General features: G+C 58.4%; 9 protein-coding genes. 6 read left to right on the top strand and 3 right to left on the bottom strand.

Annotated features, from left to right (window positions below):
* Positions 1-84 precede the first annotated feature (84 nt).
* The 3 genes from ACIO0C_RS07355 to ACIO0C_RS07345 all read left to right on the top strand — a co-directional run bounded on the left by ACIO0C_RS07355 (position 85) and on the right by ACIO0C_RS07345 (position 2,950).
* Positions 85-315 (top strand): DUF2970 domain-containing protein, encoded by a 231-nt coding sequence (locus ACIO0C_RS07355; RefSeq protein ID WP_401309687.1) that lies wholly within the window; start codon positions 85-87, stop codon positions 313-315.
* Between the two features lie 498 nt (positions 316-813).
* Positions 814-2,472 (top strand): nitrite/sulfite reductase, encoded by a 1,659-nt coding sequence (locus ACIO0C_RS07350; protein WP_401309684.1) that lies wholly within the window; start codon positions 814-816, stop codon positions 2,470-2,472.
* Complete coding sequence (locus ACIO0C_RS07345; protein ID WP_272602423.1) at positions 2,456-2,950, top strand: DUF934 domain-containing protein; 495 nt, start codon at positions 2,456-2,458, stop codon at positions 2,948-2,950. Before ACIO0C_RS07350 ends, ACIO0C_RS07345 begins: the two co-directional genes overlap by 17 nt.
* Before the next feature lie 84 nt (positions 2,951-3,034).
* Here ACIO0C_RS07345 and ACIO0C_RS07340 read toward each other — a convergent pair whose 3' ends face one another.
* From ACIO0C_RS07340 to sohB, 3 genes are all read right to left on the bottom strand, one after another.
* A complete protein-coding gene (locus ACIO0C_RS07340) occupies positions 3,035-6,934 on the bottom strand; it encodes a dermonecrotic toxin domain-containing protein (protein ID WP_401309681.1) in 3,900 nt (1,299 codons plus the stop codon).
* Positions 6,931-11,796: an NEL-type E3 ubiquitin ligase domain-containing protein gene (locus tag ACIO0C_RS07335; RefSeq protein WP_401309679.1), complete on the bottom strand. Its 4,866-nt coding sequence runs from the start codon at positions 11,794-11,796 to the stop codon at positions 6,931-6,933. Before ACIO0C_RS07335 ends, ACIO0C_RS07340 begins: the two co-directional genes overlap by 4 nt.
* 129 nt (positions 11,797-11,925) lie before the next feature.
* On the bottom strand, positions 11,926-12,948 hold the full coding sequence (sohB, locus tag ACIO0C_RS07330; protein ID WP_401309676.1) for a protease SohB: 1,023 nt from the start codon (positions 12,946-12,948) through the stop codon (positions 11,926-11,928).
* A gap of 201 nt (positions 12,949-13,149) precedes the next feature.
* Here sohB and ACIO0C_RS07325 point away from each other — a divergent pair, with 201 nt between their 5' ends.
* From ACIO0C_RS07325 to ACIO0C_RS07315, 3 genes are all read left to right on the top strand, one after another.
* Positions 13,150-13,860, top strand: a complete 711-nt coding sequence (locus ACIO0C_RS07325; RefSeq protein WP_401309673.1) for a histidine phosphatase family protein — start codon at positions 13,150-13,152, stop codon at positions 13,858-13,860.
* Between the two features lie 78 nt (positions 13,861-13,938).
* Positions 13,939-14,253: an SCP2 sterol-binding domain-containing protein gene (locus tag ACIO0C_RS07320; protein WP_323606383.1), complete on the top strand. Its 315-nt coding sequence runs from the start codon at positions 13,939-13,941 to the stop codon at positions 14,251-14,253.
* A 303-nt stretch (positions 14,254-14,556) separates the two neighbouring features.
* Entirely contained in the window at positions 14,557-16,395 is a 1,839-nt protein-coding gene (locus tag ACIO0C_RS07315; RefSeq protein ID WP_401309776.1) for an amidohydrolase, read from the top strand.
* The last annotated feature ends 63 nt before the right edge of the window (positions 16,396-16,458 follow it).

The following is a 16,458-nucleotide window of genomic DNA, read 5'->3' as shown; positions in this document are numbered from 1 at the left end:
ATAGTTATTGAGGGCAATCGGGCTCATTCACCAACAGGGTTGTTTGGCTATGCTTACAGATCATCTCTGCATGACGAGGGGTATATGGACGATCCAGTCGACAAAAACACCAACAGCAAGCCGCCGACCTTCTGGCAAATGGTGCACAGCGTGATGGCGGCAGCATTCGGGGTACAGAGCGGGAAAAACCGGGCGCGGGACTTTACCCACGGCAAGCCGAGTCACTTCGTGATTCTGGGGATACTGTTCACCGCCGTATTCGCCCTGACGCTGTTTGCCATCGTCAAGCTGGTGCTGTACCTCGCAGGCATCTGAGGTCATTGCCAGGTATTTGTGCAACGCAAATCCAGTACGGATAACCGGTCCGCAGTCGGCGCTGGAAGCCCGACCACGGCCCGGGCGCTAACGGTTATTGATGGCTGACCCAAAAAACGGCAGTGCCCACGACCAGGATGATCAGGAACAAAATGGCCCAGGCATCCACCGTGCTATCGGGTTTTGAAGCTTTGGAAGGGTTGCTCATTGCATCGCCTCTTGTCGGTTTTATCGGTGATTGCATAAAGACTCGATCACAGTAAAGACGACGATTGCCCGCACCACAAACAGGGGCATTGCAACAACGATTCTCATTAGTCCTTTTGGTTCTTTACATATACTCAAACATCACTTTTGCGCATAACCGCAAACTGGTATCTTGCCCCGGCTCCATTAGGAGTGCGCGGCCGTGCGCGCAGAATTGCAGAGGCTCTTGGACTGCGGCAAGCAAAAAACGCAGCTGTATCCGAGCGACCCAAGCCTGAGAACAGGACTTATATGTACGTATACGACGAATACGATCAGCGGATCATCGAGGACCGCGTCAAGCAGTTCCGTGATCAGACCCGACGCTATCTGGCAGGCGAGCTGAGCGAAGAAGAATTCCGCCCCCTGCGCCTGCAAAATGGCCTGTATATCCAGCGCTTCGCGCCGATGTTGCGGGTGGCGGTGCCTTACGGCCAACTGACTTCGCGCCAGATGCGAATGATGGCCAAGATTGCCCGTGACTACGACAAGGGCTACGCCCACATCAGTACCCGGCAGAACGTGCAGTTCAACTGGCCGGCGGTGGAAGACATCCCGGACATCCTGGCTGAACTGGCCACCGTGCAGATGCACGCGATCCAGACCAGCGGCAACTGCCTGCGCAACGTCACCACCGACCAGTTCGCCGGTGTCGCTGCCGACGAGTTGATCGACCCGCGTCCGTGGTGCGAAATCGTCCGCCAGTGGACCACCTTCCACCCGGAATTCGCCTACCTGCCGCGCAAGTTCAAGATTGCCGTCAACGGTTCGACCTCCGACCGTGCCGCCATCGAAGTGCATGACATTGGCCTGGAGCCGGTGCACAACGCCGCTGGCGAACTGGGTTTCCGCGTGTTGGTCGGCGGTGGCCTGGGCCGTACGCCGGTGGTGGGTGCATTCATCAATGAATTCCTGCCGTGGCAAGACCTGTTGAGCTACCTCGACGCCATCCTGCGGGTCTACAACCGTTATGGCCGTCGCGACAACAAGTACAAGGCGCGGATCAAGATCCTGGTGAAAGCCTTGACCCCTGAGGTCTTCGCCCAGAAAGTCGATGCGGAAATGGAACACCTGCGCGGTGGCCAGACCACGTTGACCGAAGCCGAAGTGCAGCGCGTCGCCAAACACTTCGTCGACCCGGACTACAAGGCCCTGGACAACCAGAGCGCCGCCCTGGCCGAGCTCGACCAGCAGCACCCGGGCTTCGCCCGTTGGCGCGTGCGCAACACCCTGGCCCACAAGAAGCCGGGCTATGTAGCCGTGACCCTTTCCCTGAAGCCGACCGGCGTTGCACCGGGCGACATCACCGACAAGCAGCTCGACGCCGTGGCCGACCTGGCCGAACGTTACAGCTTCGGTCAACTGCGCACGTCCCACGAGCAGAACATCATCCTGGCCGACGTCGAGCAGGACAAACTGTTCACCCTGTGGGGCGAACTGCGCGAGCAAGGTTTCGCCACGCCGAACATCGGCCTGCTGACCGACATCATCTGCTGCCCGGGCGGCGATTTCTGCTCCCTGGCCAACGCCAAGTCGATCCCGATCGCCGAATCGATCCAGCGCCGTTTCGACGACCTGGATTACCTGTTCGACATCGGTGAACTGGACCTGAACATCTCCGGCTGCATGAACGCCTGTGGTCACCACCACGTCGGCCACATCGGCATTCTCGGGGTGGACAAGAAAGGCGAAGAGTTCTACCAGGTGTCCCTCGGTGGCAGCGCCAGCCGCGACGCCAGCCTGGGCAAGATCCTCGGCCCGTCCTTTGCCCAGGAAGCCATGCCTGACGTGATCGAGAAACTGATCGACGTGTACATCGAACAACGTACCGAAGACGAGCGTTTCATCGACACCTACCAGCGTATTGGCATCGACCTCTTCAAGGAGCGCGTCTATGCAGCGAATCATTAAGAACAACGAAGTTGTCGACGAAACCTGGCACCTGCTGCCCAAGGATTTCAGCATCGACGAGATCACCAATTGCGACGACTACATTGTCCCGCTGCAGTTGTGGCGTGAGCACGGTCGTATGCTCCTGGCCCGCGATGGCGGCTTGGGTGTGTGGCTCGATGCCGATGAAGAAGCCGAAGAGATCGGTGAAGACGTGGCCAACTTCCAGGTCATCGCCCTGAACTTCCCGGCTTTCACCGATGGCCGAAACTACTCCAACGCCCGCCTGCTGCGTGACCGCTACGGTTTCAAAGGCGAACTGCGGGCCATTGGCGACGTGCTGCGCGACCAGTTGTTCTACCTGCACCGCTGCGGTTTCGATGCGTTCGCGATTCGCGCCGACAAGGATCCGTACGAAGCCCTGGAAGGTCTCAAGGACTTCTCGGTGACCTATCAGGCCGCCACTGACGAACCGCTGCCGCTGTTCCGTCGCCGTTAAGCGTTCGAGCGCGCTCGCGAAGGGGTGTCAGCCACATCAGTGGCGACTGATACCCCCTCGCGAGCCAGCGCGTTGCTCGCGCAGTTAATGTTCTGCGACCGGAAACGGCTGCCCCATCGCCACCCAGTTGGCGTAAAGCCTTGCCCGGTCTTCCAATGCGCTGAATACCGCGATCGGGTTATTGAAAGCGCCCCCCGGCATCGGAGGATTGAGGGTCAATTGGTCCCACAACCCATCCCAAGCATCCGCTTGCGCCAGCAGTTGCCATACCCTTGCCTGAAGATCCGGATAATTGACCAGGAAATCCGGCGTCAGGGTCAACGTATTCACGGTCCCCAGTAACCGCATGCCACGAGGCTTCAGCGCCACGCTGTGCCAGACCTGAAGCAATGGACCGCTCTGCTGCGCCTCAATGCCGGCCAACCATACCGTCGGTTCCGAATACTCCGGCCGCGGCGCACTCAGCCAAAGGTTGATGCCCGTTTGCTGGCGATGCGTGACTAACCGTTGCAAAGTGTCCTCATCGGTCAACGGATTGTTCCACAGCAGCACCCGGTCAGGGGCGATCGCTTGATCAAGTACGGCCTGGGGGACACGCTGAATCTGGTTATCCCTTAGGTCCAGGGTTGTCAGGTATGGCTGATCCATGATCCCCACCGGGCACCGGGTGATGCGGGTATTTCTCAAATTCAGAGATCGCAACTGGTTCATTCCCAATACGACGGGAGGGATGTCCAATGGATTGTCGCTCAGATCCAGCGCTTGCAAATTCACCAACTGGCTCAGTTGCCCTGCCGTATTTTCGCTGAACGTCAGATGAGTGGAGCGCAAATTCAGCGAAGTGAGATGCTGTAATTGAGGAATCACGGGAGGCAACACACTTTCCAGTTGGCCATTGACGTTGGGCAATCGCAGGTCCGTGTCTTGCAGGTTCAAGATCCGCAAGTTTGGAAAACTTTCGAAAAAGCCGTTTAGCGTTTGCCTTTCCATCAAGTGAAAGTGTTGCAGATTCAAATTGACGACATCATTGAATCGCACATTGAGCTCCGGCAATCGATAGTAGTCTTCGTGGCTCATATTCATCGTGAAGCCTTGGGTATGGTTCCCTGAATAGTTACTACCTTGCTGCGGATCGCGTTTTTGAAAGATTGCAATCAGTTCATCAGCCAGTTCCTGCCGGGTGTGTTGCTCACTGGCTGCCGTACGTTGCAGCAAATCGAAATTATGTAGCGCAATTTGCCGGACTGTCAGTCCCGCAGCCTCAGGTTCCCCGGCTCGCAAGAAGGGGATATCCGTGTGGTAGACGTCAACCCAGACCTGCATCATCCAGGTATCCATATCCACATGCAGTTGCTGCATTTGCAGATTTACGCTGCTGATATGAGCCAGAACGTCGCCTCCAAGTTGCTGTATCAGCAAATCGGCGTCTTCATTGGAAAATTCCGGGTAGATCTCCTTGAGGTGCAGTCTCATCATATGATGGGTCAAACCCTCATTTTGAACAGTACCCGGGAATGCTCCCCCTCTTAGCCCCTGCGGTTCGAAGGACAGCCTGGAGTCCATTCTGGCAAGACCAAGAGCCAGCTCTGAACGGGACAACAGTCGGTCGTTGACTTTAACCTCCAATTGCGCCGCAGGGGTTTTGGACGTCAATCCCAATGCCGAACACTCGTCCCCGGACAGAATCTCGACAACAGCCTCATAAAAATCCGGCTGAGTGGACAGGCCATTGTGAAGATAACCCTCGCCGGACCTGATTACTGTACGGCAATCGGTCGTGTCCAGTGGCCCACTACGATCGAGTAGCCGACCAACGATCGACCCTTCGCGGACTTCAATTCGCAGACCTTCGGGCCAACCAGGCAGGTTCTTCAATGAGTGCAAGGCCAGGCAGTGCGACTCGGGATTGGCGACCGAGCGCAGATAAAGTCCTTCATAAGCACGGTTGAGACGCACATGCTGCTGGTACTGGCGAGCCTTGCTGTCCAACTGACTGAACAGGCGTTTTGCCTCGATCACATCCGGCAATGCCGTTAGATCAACGCCGTAACGGTCAAGCATCTGTTCCACGGCGGCTGTGGGCAGGTCGGGATATTCTCGCTGAAACAACCGGACCCATTCGTTCTCGGTCTTTTGCAGTTGCTGATAGCGACGATCGAACAACTGCGCACGTGCTGCCGGTGAGTCAGCCAGGCCTGCGACTTCCTGATCGATCCTGAAGCGGTCGATGGTATCGGCCAGTAACGGGGTCGGCGCGCGTCCGGCCTGCATCAGGCGCAGCATGTCATCGTCGACTGCGCTGACCCTGGCGATCTGAGCCAGCACTTCGTCACTGAAGGTGCCTGCCGGCGCACCGATTCCGCGCAACAGATCGGTACGCGAGGGCAATGGCAAGACCGGTGCCTGGCTGATATCCGCCCCGGAAACCGGACCTGCCTCGGAAGGCTTCGAGGATTCGCGAGCGCCTTCCCCCACTTTGAACGAGCCCTCCTCCCCTGCCCCTGCGTGGCCGATCGACGCCGCCTCTGCGAACAGCGGCAGCGCATTGAGCACGCCGAATACCGTGCGGGTGATTCCTTGCGAACGCTTGTCGGCCGTATCGCCGTTGATGGCCTGGTCCAACCCGTAACCGGCATCGATCAACCCGGCCAGCGCCAACACCCCCTCGCCGCCCGGTACAAACAATGCCAACGGACCAAACAGATTGACCCATTGGACGATCGGTTCGACCACGGCACTCAAATTGTCGCGATTGACCTGTGCGTCGTCACGGATAGTTGTGGCACTGTTCCGTGCAGCCCGCTTCATCGCCAGTACCAACTGCGCGAACGGATCGGTCTCCGGCGCCTGATCGTCGAAGCCGATGTAATCGGCCGGATCCCAGTAACCGTCATTGTTGAAGAAGCCGGCATTATTGGTCAGCCAATGCTTTTTCGGGTACATCGCCATGCCGTCGAGTGCGGTCAGCACACCCGCATGGAATGTGCCGTCCTGACGATCATCCTCGGTAAAGTGAGACGCCAGGGCCTGCTTCGTGTCCTCGGCGCTGCCCTGTTTCACCACCCATTGATGCAGCTGCGAGACGTCAGTGAACTCGTGCAGCGGCGAAGAATTGCCCGGGATGTACACCAGCACCCGGTCACTGGCCGCTCCACGAAACACCCAGATATCCGTCGCGGTATATCGATAAAGCTTCAGTCGGCTCGCTTTGACCTTTGGCGGCATCCGGGTGGGCGCCTGCAGCTGTTCGATCTTCAGGGTTTCCCAAGGCTGATCCACTGGTAAACCGGCTGCCTGCATCGCAAGGGCAAGGCCTTTTTCGCTCAAGCGCAGTTCGTGACGCTGCAACCAGGCCGTCATGACGAAAGCGGCTTTGGCCGACGTCCTCAACGCACAGGATGCGGTGCCGACGACGACTTCGTCGGATGGCCAAGCCTGATCCAGATAGGTCTTGTACACCGCCTGCAAATCCAGCTCCCAGACCCACTTCTTGAAGTCGGCGGGTCGCACGCTGATCTGCGTCAGCGGCCCATAGGTTTGTGGAATGGTTCGGCGGTAGATGCCTTCATACGTCTGGTGATTACCGCTGCCGTGGTCAGCGAACTCATCGACGTTCTGTACAATCTGCACGGACGGCCCGGTTTCGGGTGGTGTGTACAGGCCGAATGCATTTTCCGCAAATCGACCGTCACCCACCGCCTGATGGTTCAAGAGCAGGGCCTGCAACAAAGATTGCGAACTCGCCACTTGCCCCTGTTGAACGCCATCGCGCGCGGGATGGCCTTTGTAATTGTAATCGAGCGTTACCAGCATGGCCGTCTGCGGGTCGATGCCTTGTCCCCATTTTCCCTTGATCAAGTGCTCGCCAAACTGGCTGGGCGTTTGCGGCAGTGTAACGTCCAGGACGGCTTTCAATTCGTTACGCATTTTCGGCGTTGTCGAGGTGTCCGCAGCGCCAGCGACATTCTGTGAAGAGTCGTTCATAGCGATGCCTCCAGGCCTGAACGGGTGCCCGCAATTTCAGGTGCGCGGTAACGTCGCAGTGCCTGGGAGGTGAGTTGGTTGATCAATGCCCGATGTTCGTTTCTGAAATTGTCGACAATGGCATTCATGCGTTCGGTGGCAACGGCGCGGGAAAGCCCTGTCTCTCTCTCCAGCGTCGCAAACGCTCGCGCAGTTCGGTCCGTGACCTCGAGGAACTGATCTTGATACGTCGCCTCCAGGTACTCCACCCAAAATCTTTGGGCGATGACCCAATCCAGCAGCGAGCGAGATCGTTCAGTTGCCAGAACGCTCTGATAAGCCTGCTCCAGCATCTGCGAGGTAACAGCGTGGTTCAACCGGGACACCATAGCCCTTGGCTGGGCCGGCAAATCCAGGCGTTCTGCCAGCCCCACGCGATACGCCAGACCGATCTCCAGGGCATGCTCATAGTTTGCCGATGGAGAGGCGGTGCGCGAGTTGATATCAGCCAGCGCTATTGCCTCGACCTCTTGCAGTCGGAACAACCCCCTTAGCAGGGTCATGAGTCGCTGCTCCAGGGAGGCGGCCCCGGTGATGGATGCTTGCATGGCGCGGTAATACAACACCTGCACCTCCATCTCATTGAAAAGCGCTGAGTAGCCATCAACACTGAACCTTGCGGCCCGGGCCAGGCGAAACAGTGAGCGCCGCAAGCGGTCATCTTCGGCCGCCGCCTCGAGGACGGTCCAGACTCGCTGGATGAAGTGCGAATAAAGGCGCGTGTAATCAGCGGTGGCGGTCAGGCGCGCCAGCACGTTGAAAAAATCCCTGGAATCTGCAGAGGTGCGCAATGACTCCCACAACGCACGCTTGGCAGTGGCGTCGTCCAGGCTCAGTCCTGTCAGCCACAACGAGCTCAGTGCATCGCTCGTAATGGGTACGCTGGGCCGTCGATACTCTGAAGCAATGATGCCAAGACTGACGCCGGTCCTTTGCTGATGTGCAACGACCTTTTTCAGAGTGTCGGGTGATAAAGGGTTGCCATGAAGGTTGGTCCCTTTGTTCGCCAGCGGACCGGCCTGAAAAACCTCTGGCGGGAGCGTTTTGATCTGATTGTCACGTAAATCGAGCTCACGCAGTCGGGGCAGACTGGAGGCGCCCTGCGGCCACTGGGTTATTGCGGTTCCTTGCAGGTTCAGTTGCTCCAGGCGTTGCAGTTTGCTGACATCGGGGGCCCGGGTGAGGTGCGGATTGAACGCAAGGTTCAGCGATTGCAGACTGCTCATGTCGGCCAACTGAGTCACCGACTCGGGTGTCAGTTGAATCAGGTTGTCGCTCAGATCCAGATGAACGAGCCTGGACATGTTGTTCAGCGCCAGCGGCAACCTCGTCAAATGGTTGCCCCTCAAGGACAGGCTTCGTAGATTGGAAAAGTTTTGCAAAAAGGTATTGAGCCCGGTGCTGGCTCCCACGCCGTCCATCACCAGCCTGTCTACATGGCCGAAGTCGCCGATGATGACCGGCAACTCTCCCAAGGGCTCGGCCTCAAACCTGAGCGTGCGCGCAAGCTTGTCCCCGGTCTGGGCATATCCGGACTCATTGCGCCAACAGCGAATGATCTCCTGAGCGGTGCGAAACTTGCTGAGCGTCGGGACTTCAAGCCTTGAACCCTCCGGCGCCTGATGCCAGGTTTGCCGATTCACCCACAGGCTCAGTCCCTGCCTGATTGCCTGGAATTCGCGCCTCATCGCTTCCAGTTTCTTCAGTACCAGAATTGCATTGGTCCCCAGCGCATTCACCAGGGCATGAATTTGCGTCGGCGAATGCATCGGATAGAGCTCCAGCGCCCTGCGCACCAACACATCGTGGCTGTCTTTGACGACCAGAGGCTTGGAAAGCCCTGGCGTATTCGGCGCTCCCCCTCTGTCAGCCAATCTCATGGGCGATACATAACGCATCCGCAGGGGGGAGGCACCCAGGATCCGCGCAATGGTGGCGCGTCGCCCCAGTGCAAGTAGCGTGATTTTCTCGCGCAACGCTGCTCCGGCGTCATCCACGCCCACACCCAGCGCTGTTTTTCGCTGCGCCGAAAGCCCATGCCACAGCGCCTGGAAATAATGTTCACGGGTACGCTTGGCGAATGTGGTCGAGGGTGTGGTGTTGTCGACTAACACACTGTATCGATCGGCATGGACGTTGACCTGGATCTTTTCCGTGGCCTGTACCGATCCGATACTGGCCGACCCGGTTTGATCACCGGATGCCTCCCCTATCTGCACCCGCACATTGCCGGTCCAGCCGGGAAGGTTTTCCAGGGTGTCGAGTACCAGGCGATCGGTGTCAACGCCACCTGCGGCGTCGAGGTACAGCCCTTCGTAAGCCCGACTGATACGCACGACCTGCATGTAGCGAGTGGCCTCTTCTGCCAGCCGTAACGGCACTTTGTCAGCATCCAGGTCAGCCCACTCTCCGGCTTCGGCATACCTCACAAGCTCATCGGCAACCGCCGCGGGCAAATTGACGAACCTCTCCATCAGCACCGCCGTACGCGTGTCGACCGGCGCTTCGGTGCGTTGATAGATCCGCTGGAACAGGCCCACTCTGTTGCTTTCGGCTTGATCGGCAATGACCTTCGTCAAGGCCTTGACCTGAGCTTGCGAGTCCGCCGTTGCCGTACTTAAAAGAGCCTCGCGTTGAGCACGGCTCAACGTCGACAACAACGACGTGTGCAATTGCCCTTTAAGCAGTGCGTCCTGTTGGAGGATGACGGTATGGCTTGCCTGCGCGGTGGTCGCGCCATGGAAACCCGCTTGCCGACCGGCAGCATTGACGACCTTGATCGCGGCATTGCCTGGCCAGTGACTGGAGCGCGTCAGCAGGTACAATTGCAGGTCTGGATCGGCCAGGGATGCCGACGCAGGTTGGTTGATCTGCTCGATGAAACCCGTGACCGCGGCGTCTGCCCGGAACCGTTGCACGGTGTCGACCAGCAATGCCGGAGGTTTGCTTCGGTCAACGTGTGCCCGGCGCAGGACATTGTCAGCAATTGCGCAGACAGCAAGGATCTGTTGAGCGGTGGCATCCGCAAAGCCATCGCTGATGTGGCCGAACCGGCGAAACAACTTCAGCCGACTCCATTCCTGCACCAGCTCGGAGTCATGGCGCCAGGCGCCTGCGTCGTTGCTTTCGAGCAAGGGGAAATGGGCGTCGCCGGTGCCGCTCGGGGGCAACACCTCCCATAGATCCGTTTCGGTTTGGGGGCGCACGGCAAAAACACGGTTGTCGAGTGGAAGATAAGCCTGGCCGTCAACCCAACGCAGGCCTCTGGCATCTGGCGCGAGCGCCTGTGGTAGTAGCCGGGGCTGGTGATAGGCCGCCAGATCAGGTTTCCACAAGCGCCCTCGAGCATTCGCCACCATCACTATTCTCAGGCTCTCGACGAAAACCGAAGTCCGGATGTTTTTGTAAGCCTGGCCCACGGCCGCTGTTCCTGCCGCGAAAGCCGCCATGAGGACAAGATTTTCCACGGTATCGAACAGATAATCCGTGGCCCGCTCCAGCTCTCCCCTGGACCAACTGGCGATCCCCTCATAAACCTCTGACAGCAGTTGCATGACGGTCACCGCCGTCAGGATCTGGCCAATCACAGGCACAAAAGACGCACCGACCAAAATGAGGTTAAGGCCTATCGACTGGTAGGTTTCCAGCCGCTCGAGCCTGGATTTCTCATCTTCATCGCCCGTGGGTACGACCAGTAGCCGGGCATCCGCCAGAACTTTTTGCGAATACTGACGGAAGCTCTCCTGAAACGGATGGCCTTGTATGCCTGTTCCTTGCACCGAGACGTAAAGGCTGCTCGGTGGGAGTGGCGAGGAAGGGGGCGACAACAACCCTTTGTCGAGGGCTTGCAGAAATGCCACGCGATCACCCAGCTTGATGTAACGCATAAAAGATTTGCGAAATGCCGTGTCTCTCAATCGCGCACTTAATTCCACCTCAAAAAGATGGAACGACGAATACTCTTTAAGCGGGTGCAGCGGATCATCCGGCAGATAAACCACGCAACGGTAATCATCATCCTCATGCTCGACGACCGGGCCGATGAAAATCGCACTATTGAGGGTGATATCGAACATATTCAGCGCTTGGTAATTCAGGGTGTTATTACCCAACTTGATTGGCCGCTGACTTTTTACTGCGGTCAATGCCTGATGTAATTCAACACTTATATGTTGTTTCATCAGCGCCTGATGCCGGATTGTTTCAAAGCTGTTCGTTGCGTGGGCAACATATTTATCGCGAAACGCGTTAACGGCGGAGGCGGGATAGAACACGCCCTGAAGATGAGATTGATACTGTTTTCCTAAATCAAGTGTCCGACACAGCAGGGCAAACTCATGGGGCTCGATCGGTAATATAGTTGCGGCACGCCCAGTGATTTTTTCAGGGATATAAATCAGTGAAGTGTCGGTGTAGTTGGTGGACAGCGTTTCGCTCAGTTCAAAATTTTCACAGGCCGCGGTCAGTAAATCCCGGTCGATCGGCAGAACCAGCTTCTTGCGCAGGCCCAGCAAGCTGGAGGTGGACCGTACATGTTGGAAGATCACTCCCGCCACATCCAGGGGCGTACCCAGCTTATCCGACATGGCCTTGGCCAGCAAAGGCGCACAGAAGCCTTCAGGAGATTGAAGTCGCTTCACAACTGTAGCAACTTCATCTCTTGTGCGATGGCTCGCGATCAGGCTTTCATAGAGTTGGCGTCGCAACGGTTCTGACGCGGCCAACAACCAGGCAGGGACGTTGGTTCGTAACAGATCATAAAAAACGCCTTGCTGCTCGGGCGTTAACTCAGGAACAGGTTGATTGTCGGGGACAGAAGACATGGTGATTTACTCGAACTGACAAGAGTCGTCAGCATATCGAGTGTTCTTTTTTCAAAGGTGCTACATATGTACCGCTAAAAAAAGGCCCTTTCATTGCCAGACAATGAAAGGGCCCCCTTTATTTAGGCGTTACCAGAAGCGTTGCTGGGTCAACCGGCTCCACCCACTGAGTAACACGCGATCAACGGAACCGGCGGCCGCCATGCCGATGCGTTCCTGCAGGCTTTTGCGTTCGGCGTAGTGCAAGTGGTAAAGCTCTGATTTTTTCGCCCGTTCAGCGAGGTACTCATCACTGGTCTTGAGTTCGTCCACCAATTGCTTGTCCAATGCCGCAATTCCGAGCCAGATTTCACCCGTAGCCACTTCGTCAATGGCCAGTTGCGGGCGATAACGCGAGACGAAGTTCTTGAACAGCTGATGGGTGATATCAAGGTCTTCCTGGAACTTTTCCCGGCCCTTCTCGGTATTTTCGCCAAACACGGTCAAGGTTCGTTTGTATTCACCGGCGGTCAGGACTTCGAAATCGATGTCGTGTTTTTTCAGCAGGCGATTGACGTTGGGCAACTGTGCCACCACGCCGATCGAACCGAGGATGGCGAACGGCGCGCTGATGATCTTCTCGCCGATGCACGCCATCATGTAGCCACCGCTGGCCGCGACCTTGTCGATGCACACGGTCAATGGCACGCCAGCCTCACGGATACGCGCCAGTTGCGAAGACGCCAGGCCGTAGCTGTGCACCATGCCGCCGCCGCTTTCCAGACGCAGCACCACTTCATCCTTGGGCGTTGCCAGGGTCAGCAGCGCGGTAATTTCGTGACGCAGGCTTTCAGTGGCCGAGGCCCTGATGTCGCCGTTGAAGTCCAGCACGAATACCCGGGGTTTGGCGTCGGGCTGTTTCTTCTGTTTTTTCTCGGTCTTGGCCTGGGTCTTGCGCAAGGCCTTGAGCTGGTCCTTGTCGAGCAAGGTTTGCTCCAGGCGTTCGCGCAACCCTTTGTAGAAATCATTGAGCTTGCTGACCTGCAACTGACCGGCGGATTTGCGTCGACCTTTGCTGCGCAAGGCCGCAAAGCTGGCCAGGACCACCAGTATGGCGATCACCAGGGTCACGGTCTTGGCCAGGAAAACGGCGTACTCGGACAAAAACTCCACAGGGACTCCTTAAACGTTGCGCGGCATGCAAGCGCGCGGGATACCACCAGCATACCCATGCTCCGCCCCTGCTACCAGTCGTGAAACCTCTGGAAACAGGCCTGTAACGGGCATTTCAAACAAGCGTATGTTTTTTCATTGACAGCTCACCGCCATCCCCATAACCTCGCCAAACCTTCAACGTACCGGGATGACGCGGACGTGGGCAGCATCTACTTGATTCGACATGGCCAGGCCTCCTTTGGTGCAGACGACTATGACGTCCTGTCGCCCACCGGAATCCGCCAGGCGGAAATCCTCGGCCGACACCTGGCCGAACTCGGCATCAGCTTCGACCGGTGCCTGTCGGGCGACCTGCGCCGTCAGCAACATACGGCCAATAGCGCGCTCGAACAATACGCCGCCGCGGGCCTGCCGGTGCCGATCCTGGAGACCGATAGCGCGTTCAATGAATTCGACGCCGACGCGGTGATCCGCGCGCTGTTGCCTGCCATGCTGGCGGACGAGCCCGAAGCGCTGAACATCCTGCGCAACGCCGCGCAGAACCGCGGCGAGTTCCAGCGCATCTTTGCCCTGATCATCGAACGCTGGCTCGCCGGCACCTACGATACGCCGGGCCTGGAAAGCTGGCTGGGCTTTGTCGAACGCGTGCAGGCCGGCTTGCAGCGCATCCTCGACCAAGCCGACAACACCCAGAAAATCGCCGTGTTCACCTCCGGCGGCACCATCACCGCCCTGCTCCACCTCATTACGCAAATGCCGGCAAAACAGGCTTTTGAATTGAACTGGCAAATCGTCAACACCTCGCTCAACCACCTGAAGTTTCGTGGTCGCGAGGTGGCCCTGGCTTCCTTCAACAGTCAGGCGCACCTGCAACTGTTGAAGGCCCCGGAACTCATCACGTTTCGTTGAGTCCCCACTATTGTCACCCTGGCTGTAATCACCCAGCTCTTATTACCCTGCGTCAATTACCAAAAAAAGGATCAAACCATGACCTCCGTAGCAGATGCCGTACAAGCAATGAAAGCCAAGTTCAACCCAGCCGCTGCTGCCGGTCTGGACCTGGTCTTCGGTTTCCGCATCGACGACACCAAGAACTTCTCGCTGGTCGTCAAGGACAGCACCTGCGAGCTGCAAGAAGGCGAAAACCCGGACGCCCAGGTGACCCTGGTGATGGACGGCGAAACCCTGCAAGGCATCGTCAGCGGCGAAACCGACGGCATGCAGGCATTCATGGGCGGCAAGCTGCGCGCTGAAGGCGACATGATGCTGGCGATGAAACTGTCCGAGCTGTTCCCGGCCTAAGCGCGACGCTTGCGGCTTGCGCAAGCGACCCTGGCTGTAAACGAATCCCGCCCCTTGTGGCGGGATTCGTCGTTTTACGCCCCTGAAAACGGCTATCTGTGAATTTGCCGTCTATATTCCATCTGGCCGCATGCGGCTGCTTTCAGCTGTTTGCCCTCAACTCACGTTGCGCGGAGCACTGACATGAGCCCACCTGAGGACCACAACGGCGTCAACCGCCGCCACGTACTCCAAGGCCTGTCCGCCGGCGCCATCGGTGCCTGGATCAGCCCGCTGTTCGCAGGGAGTAAAACCATGCCAGACATCCCCGCCGACCTCATTCTCTACAACGGACGACTGCACACCGTCGATCGCAAGAAACCCCAGGCCAGCGCCGTCGCGATCAAGGACGGGCGCTTCGTGGTGGTTGGCAGCGACGCCCAGGCCATGGCCCTGCAAGGCCCCGGCACACAAGTCATCGACCTGCACGGGCGCACGGTGATTCCCGGCCTCAATGACTCACACTTGCACCTGATCCGTGGCGGCCTCAATTACAACCTCGAACTGCGTTGGGAAGGCGTACCGTCGCTGGTCGATGCGCTGCGCATGCTCAAGGAGCAAGCCGACCGCACGCCAACGCCGCAGTGGGTACGGGTGGTCGGTGGCTGGAACGAATTCCAGTTCGCCGAAAAACGCCTGCCCACCCTCGACGAACTGAACAAGGCCGCGCCCGACACACCGGTGTTCGTCCTGCACCTGTACGACCGTGCGCTGCTCAACCGCGCCGCGTTGAAAGTGGTGGGTTATACCCGCGATACGCCGAACCCGCCGGGCGGCGAAATCCAGCGCGACGCCAACGGTAATCCCACGGGTATGTTGATCGCCCGACCCAACGCGATGATTCTGTATTCAACCCTGGCCAAGGGGCCGAAGCTGCCGCTGGAGCATCAGGTCAACTCCACCCGGCAATTCATGCGCGAACTCAACCGCCTGGGTGTCACCAGCGCGATCGACGCGGGCGGCGGCTATCAGAATTACCCGGACGACTATCAGGTCATCCAGCAACTGGCCAGGGATCAGCAGCTGACCGTACGTATCGCCTACAACCTGTTCACCCAGAAACCCAAGGAAGAACTGACCGATTTCAAGCATTGGACCAGTACCTCACGCTATGGCCAGGGCGACGATTTCCTGCGGCACAACGGTGCCGGGGAAATGCTGGTGTTCTCGGCAGCGGACTTCGAAGACTTCCTTGAGCCGCGCCCGGACCTGCCGTCCACCCTGGAGCAGGACCTGGAACCGGTGGTGCGGCACCTGGTCGAGCAACGCTGGCCATTTCGCCTGCATGCCACCTACAACGAATCCATCAGCCGCATGCTCGATGTGTTCGAGAAGGTCAACCGCGACATTCCGTTCGATGGCTTGCCGTGGTTCTTCGACCATGCCGAAACCATCACCGCGCAGAACATCGAGCGGGTCAAGGCGCTGGGCGGCGGCATCGCCATTCAGGATCGCATGGCCTTCCAGGGCGAGTACTTCGTCGACCGCTATGGCGCCAAGGCGGCCGAACACACGCCGCCCATTGCACGCATGCTCGCCGAGGGCGTACCGGTAGGCGCCGGCACGGATGCGACACGGGTGTCGAGCTACAACCCGTGGACGTCGCTGTACTGGCTGGTCAGTGGCCGGACTGTCGGCGGCCTGGCGTTGTATCCACAAGGCTTGAGCCGCGACACCGCGCTGGAGCTGTTTACCCATGGCAGCGCCTGGTTCTCGTCCGAGCAAGGCAAGAAGGGCCAGATCAAGGTCGGGCAACTGGCGGACCTGATCGCGCTGTCGGGCGACTATTTCCATATGGAGGTCGAGGGCATCAAGGGTATCGAATCGGTGCTGACCCTTGTCGATGGCAAGGTTGTCTACGCCAGCAACGAGTTCGAAAAACTCGGCCCCCCGCCCATCCCGGTCGTGCCGCAGTGGTCGCCCGTGGCCAAGGTGCCCGGCCACTGGAAGCCATCGGCACCGCTGACGGCTCAGGTTCATCAATGCGTCGGGTCTTGCGCTGTGCATGCGCACAGTCACGAACGGGCGCGCTTGTCGAATGCGCCGGTCAGTGATTTTCGCGGCTTCTGGGGAGCGTTTGGCTGCTCCTGCTTTGCGTTTTGATCTGAAAAGCAAAAGATCGTCCGAAGGCTTGGGCCGCGTTCGGACGATCTTTAGATTTGCCTT

Origin of the sequence: Pseudomonas sp. NPDC087336, from assembly GCF_044744285.1 — a bacterium.
GTDB lineage: Bacteria > Pseudomonadota > Gammaproteobacteria > Pseudomonadales > Pseudomonadaceae > Aquipseudomonas.
Note: the sequence above shows the minus strand (reverse complement) of the source record. Positions and strands in the feature narration are given on the sequence as shown.

Coding starts and splice junctions, on each gene's coding strand:
- ACIO0C_RS07350 (WP_401309684.1), top strand. CDS start 814: ATGTACGTATACGACGAATACGATCAGCGGATCATCGAGGACCGCGTC.
- ACIO0C_RS07335 (WP_401309679.1), bottom strand. CDS start 11,796: ATGTCTTCTGTCCCCGACAATCAACCTGTTCCTGAGTTAACGCCCGAG.
- ACIO0C_RS07345 (WP_272602423.1), top strand. CDS start 2,456: ATGCAGCGAATCATTAAGAACAACGAAGTTGTCGACGAAACCTGGCAC.
- ACIO0C_RS07320 (WP_323606383.1), top strand. CDS start 13,939: ATGACCTCCGTAGCAGATGCCGTACAAGCAATGAAAGCCAAGTTCAAC.
- ACIO0C_RS07340 (WP_401309681.1), bottom strand. CDS start 6,934: ATGAACGACTCTTCACAGAATGTCGCTGGCGCTGCGGACACCTCGACA.
- ACIO0C_RS07355 (WP_401309687.1), top strand. CDS start 85: ATGGACGATCCAGTCGACAAAAACACCAACAGCAAGCCGCCGACCTTC.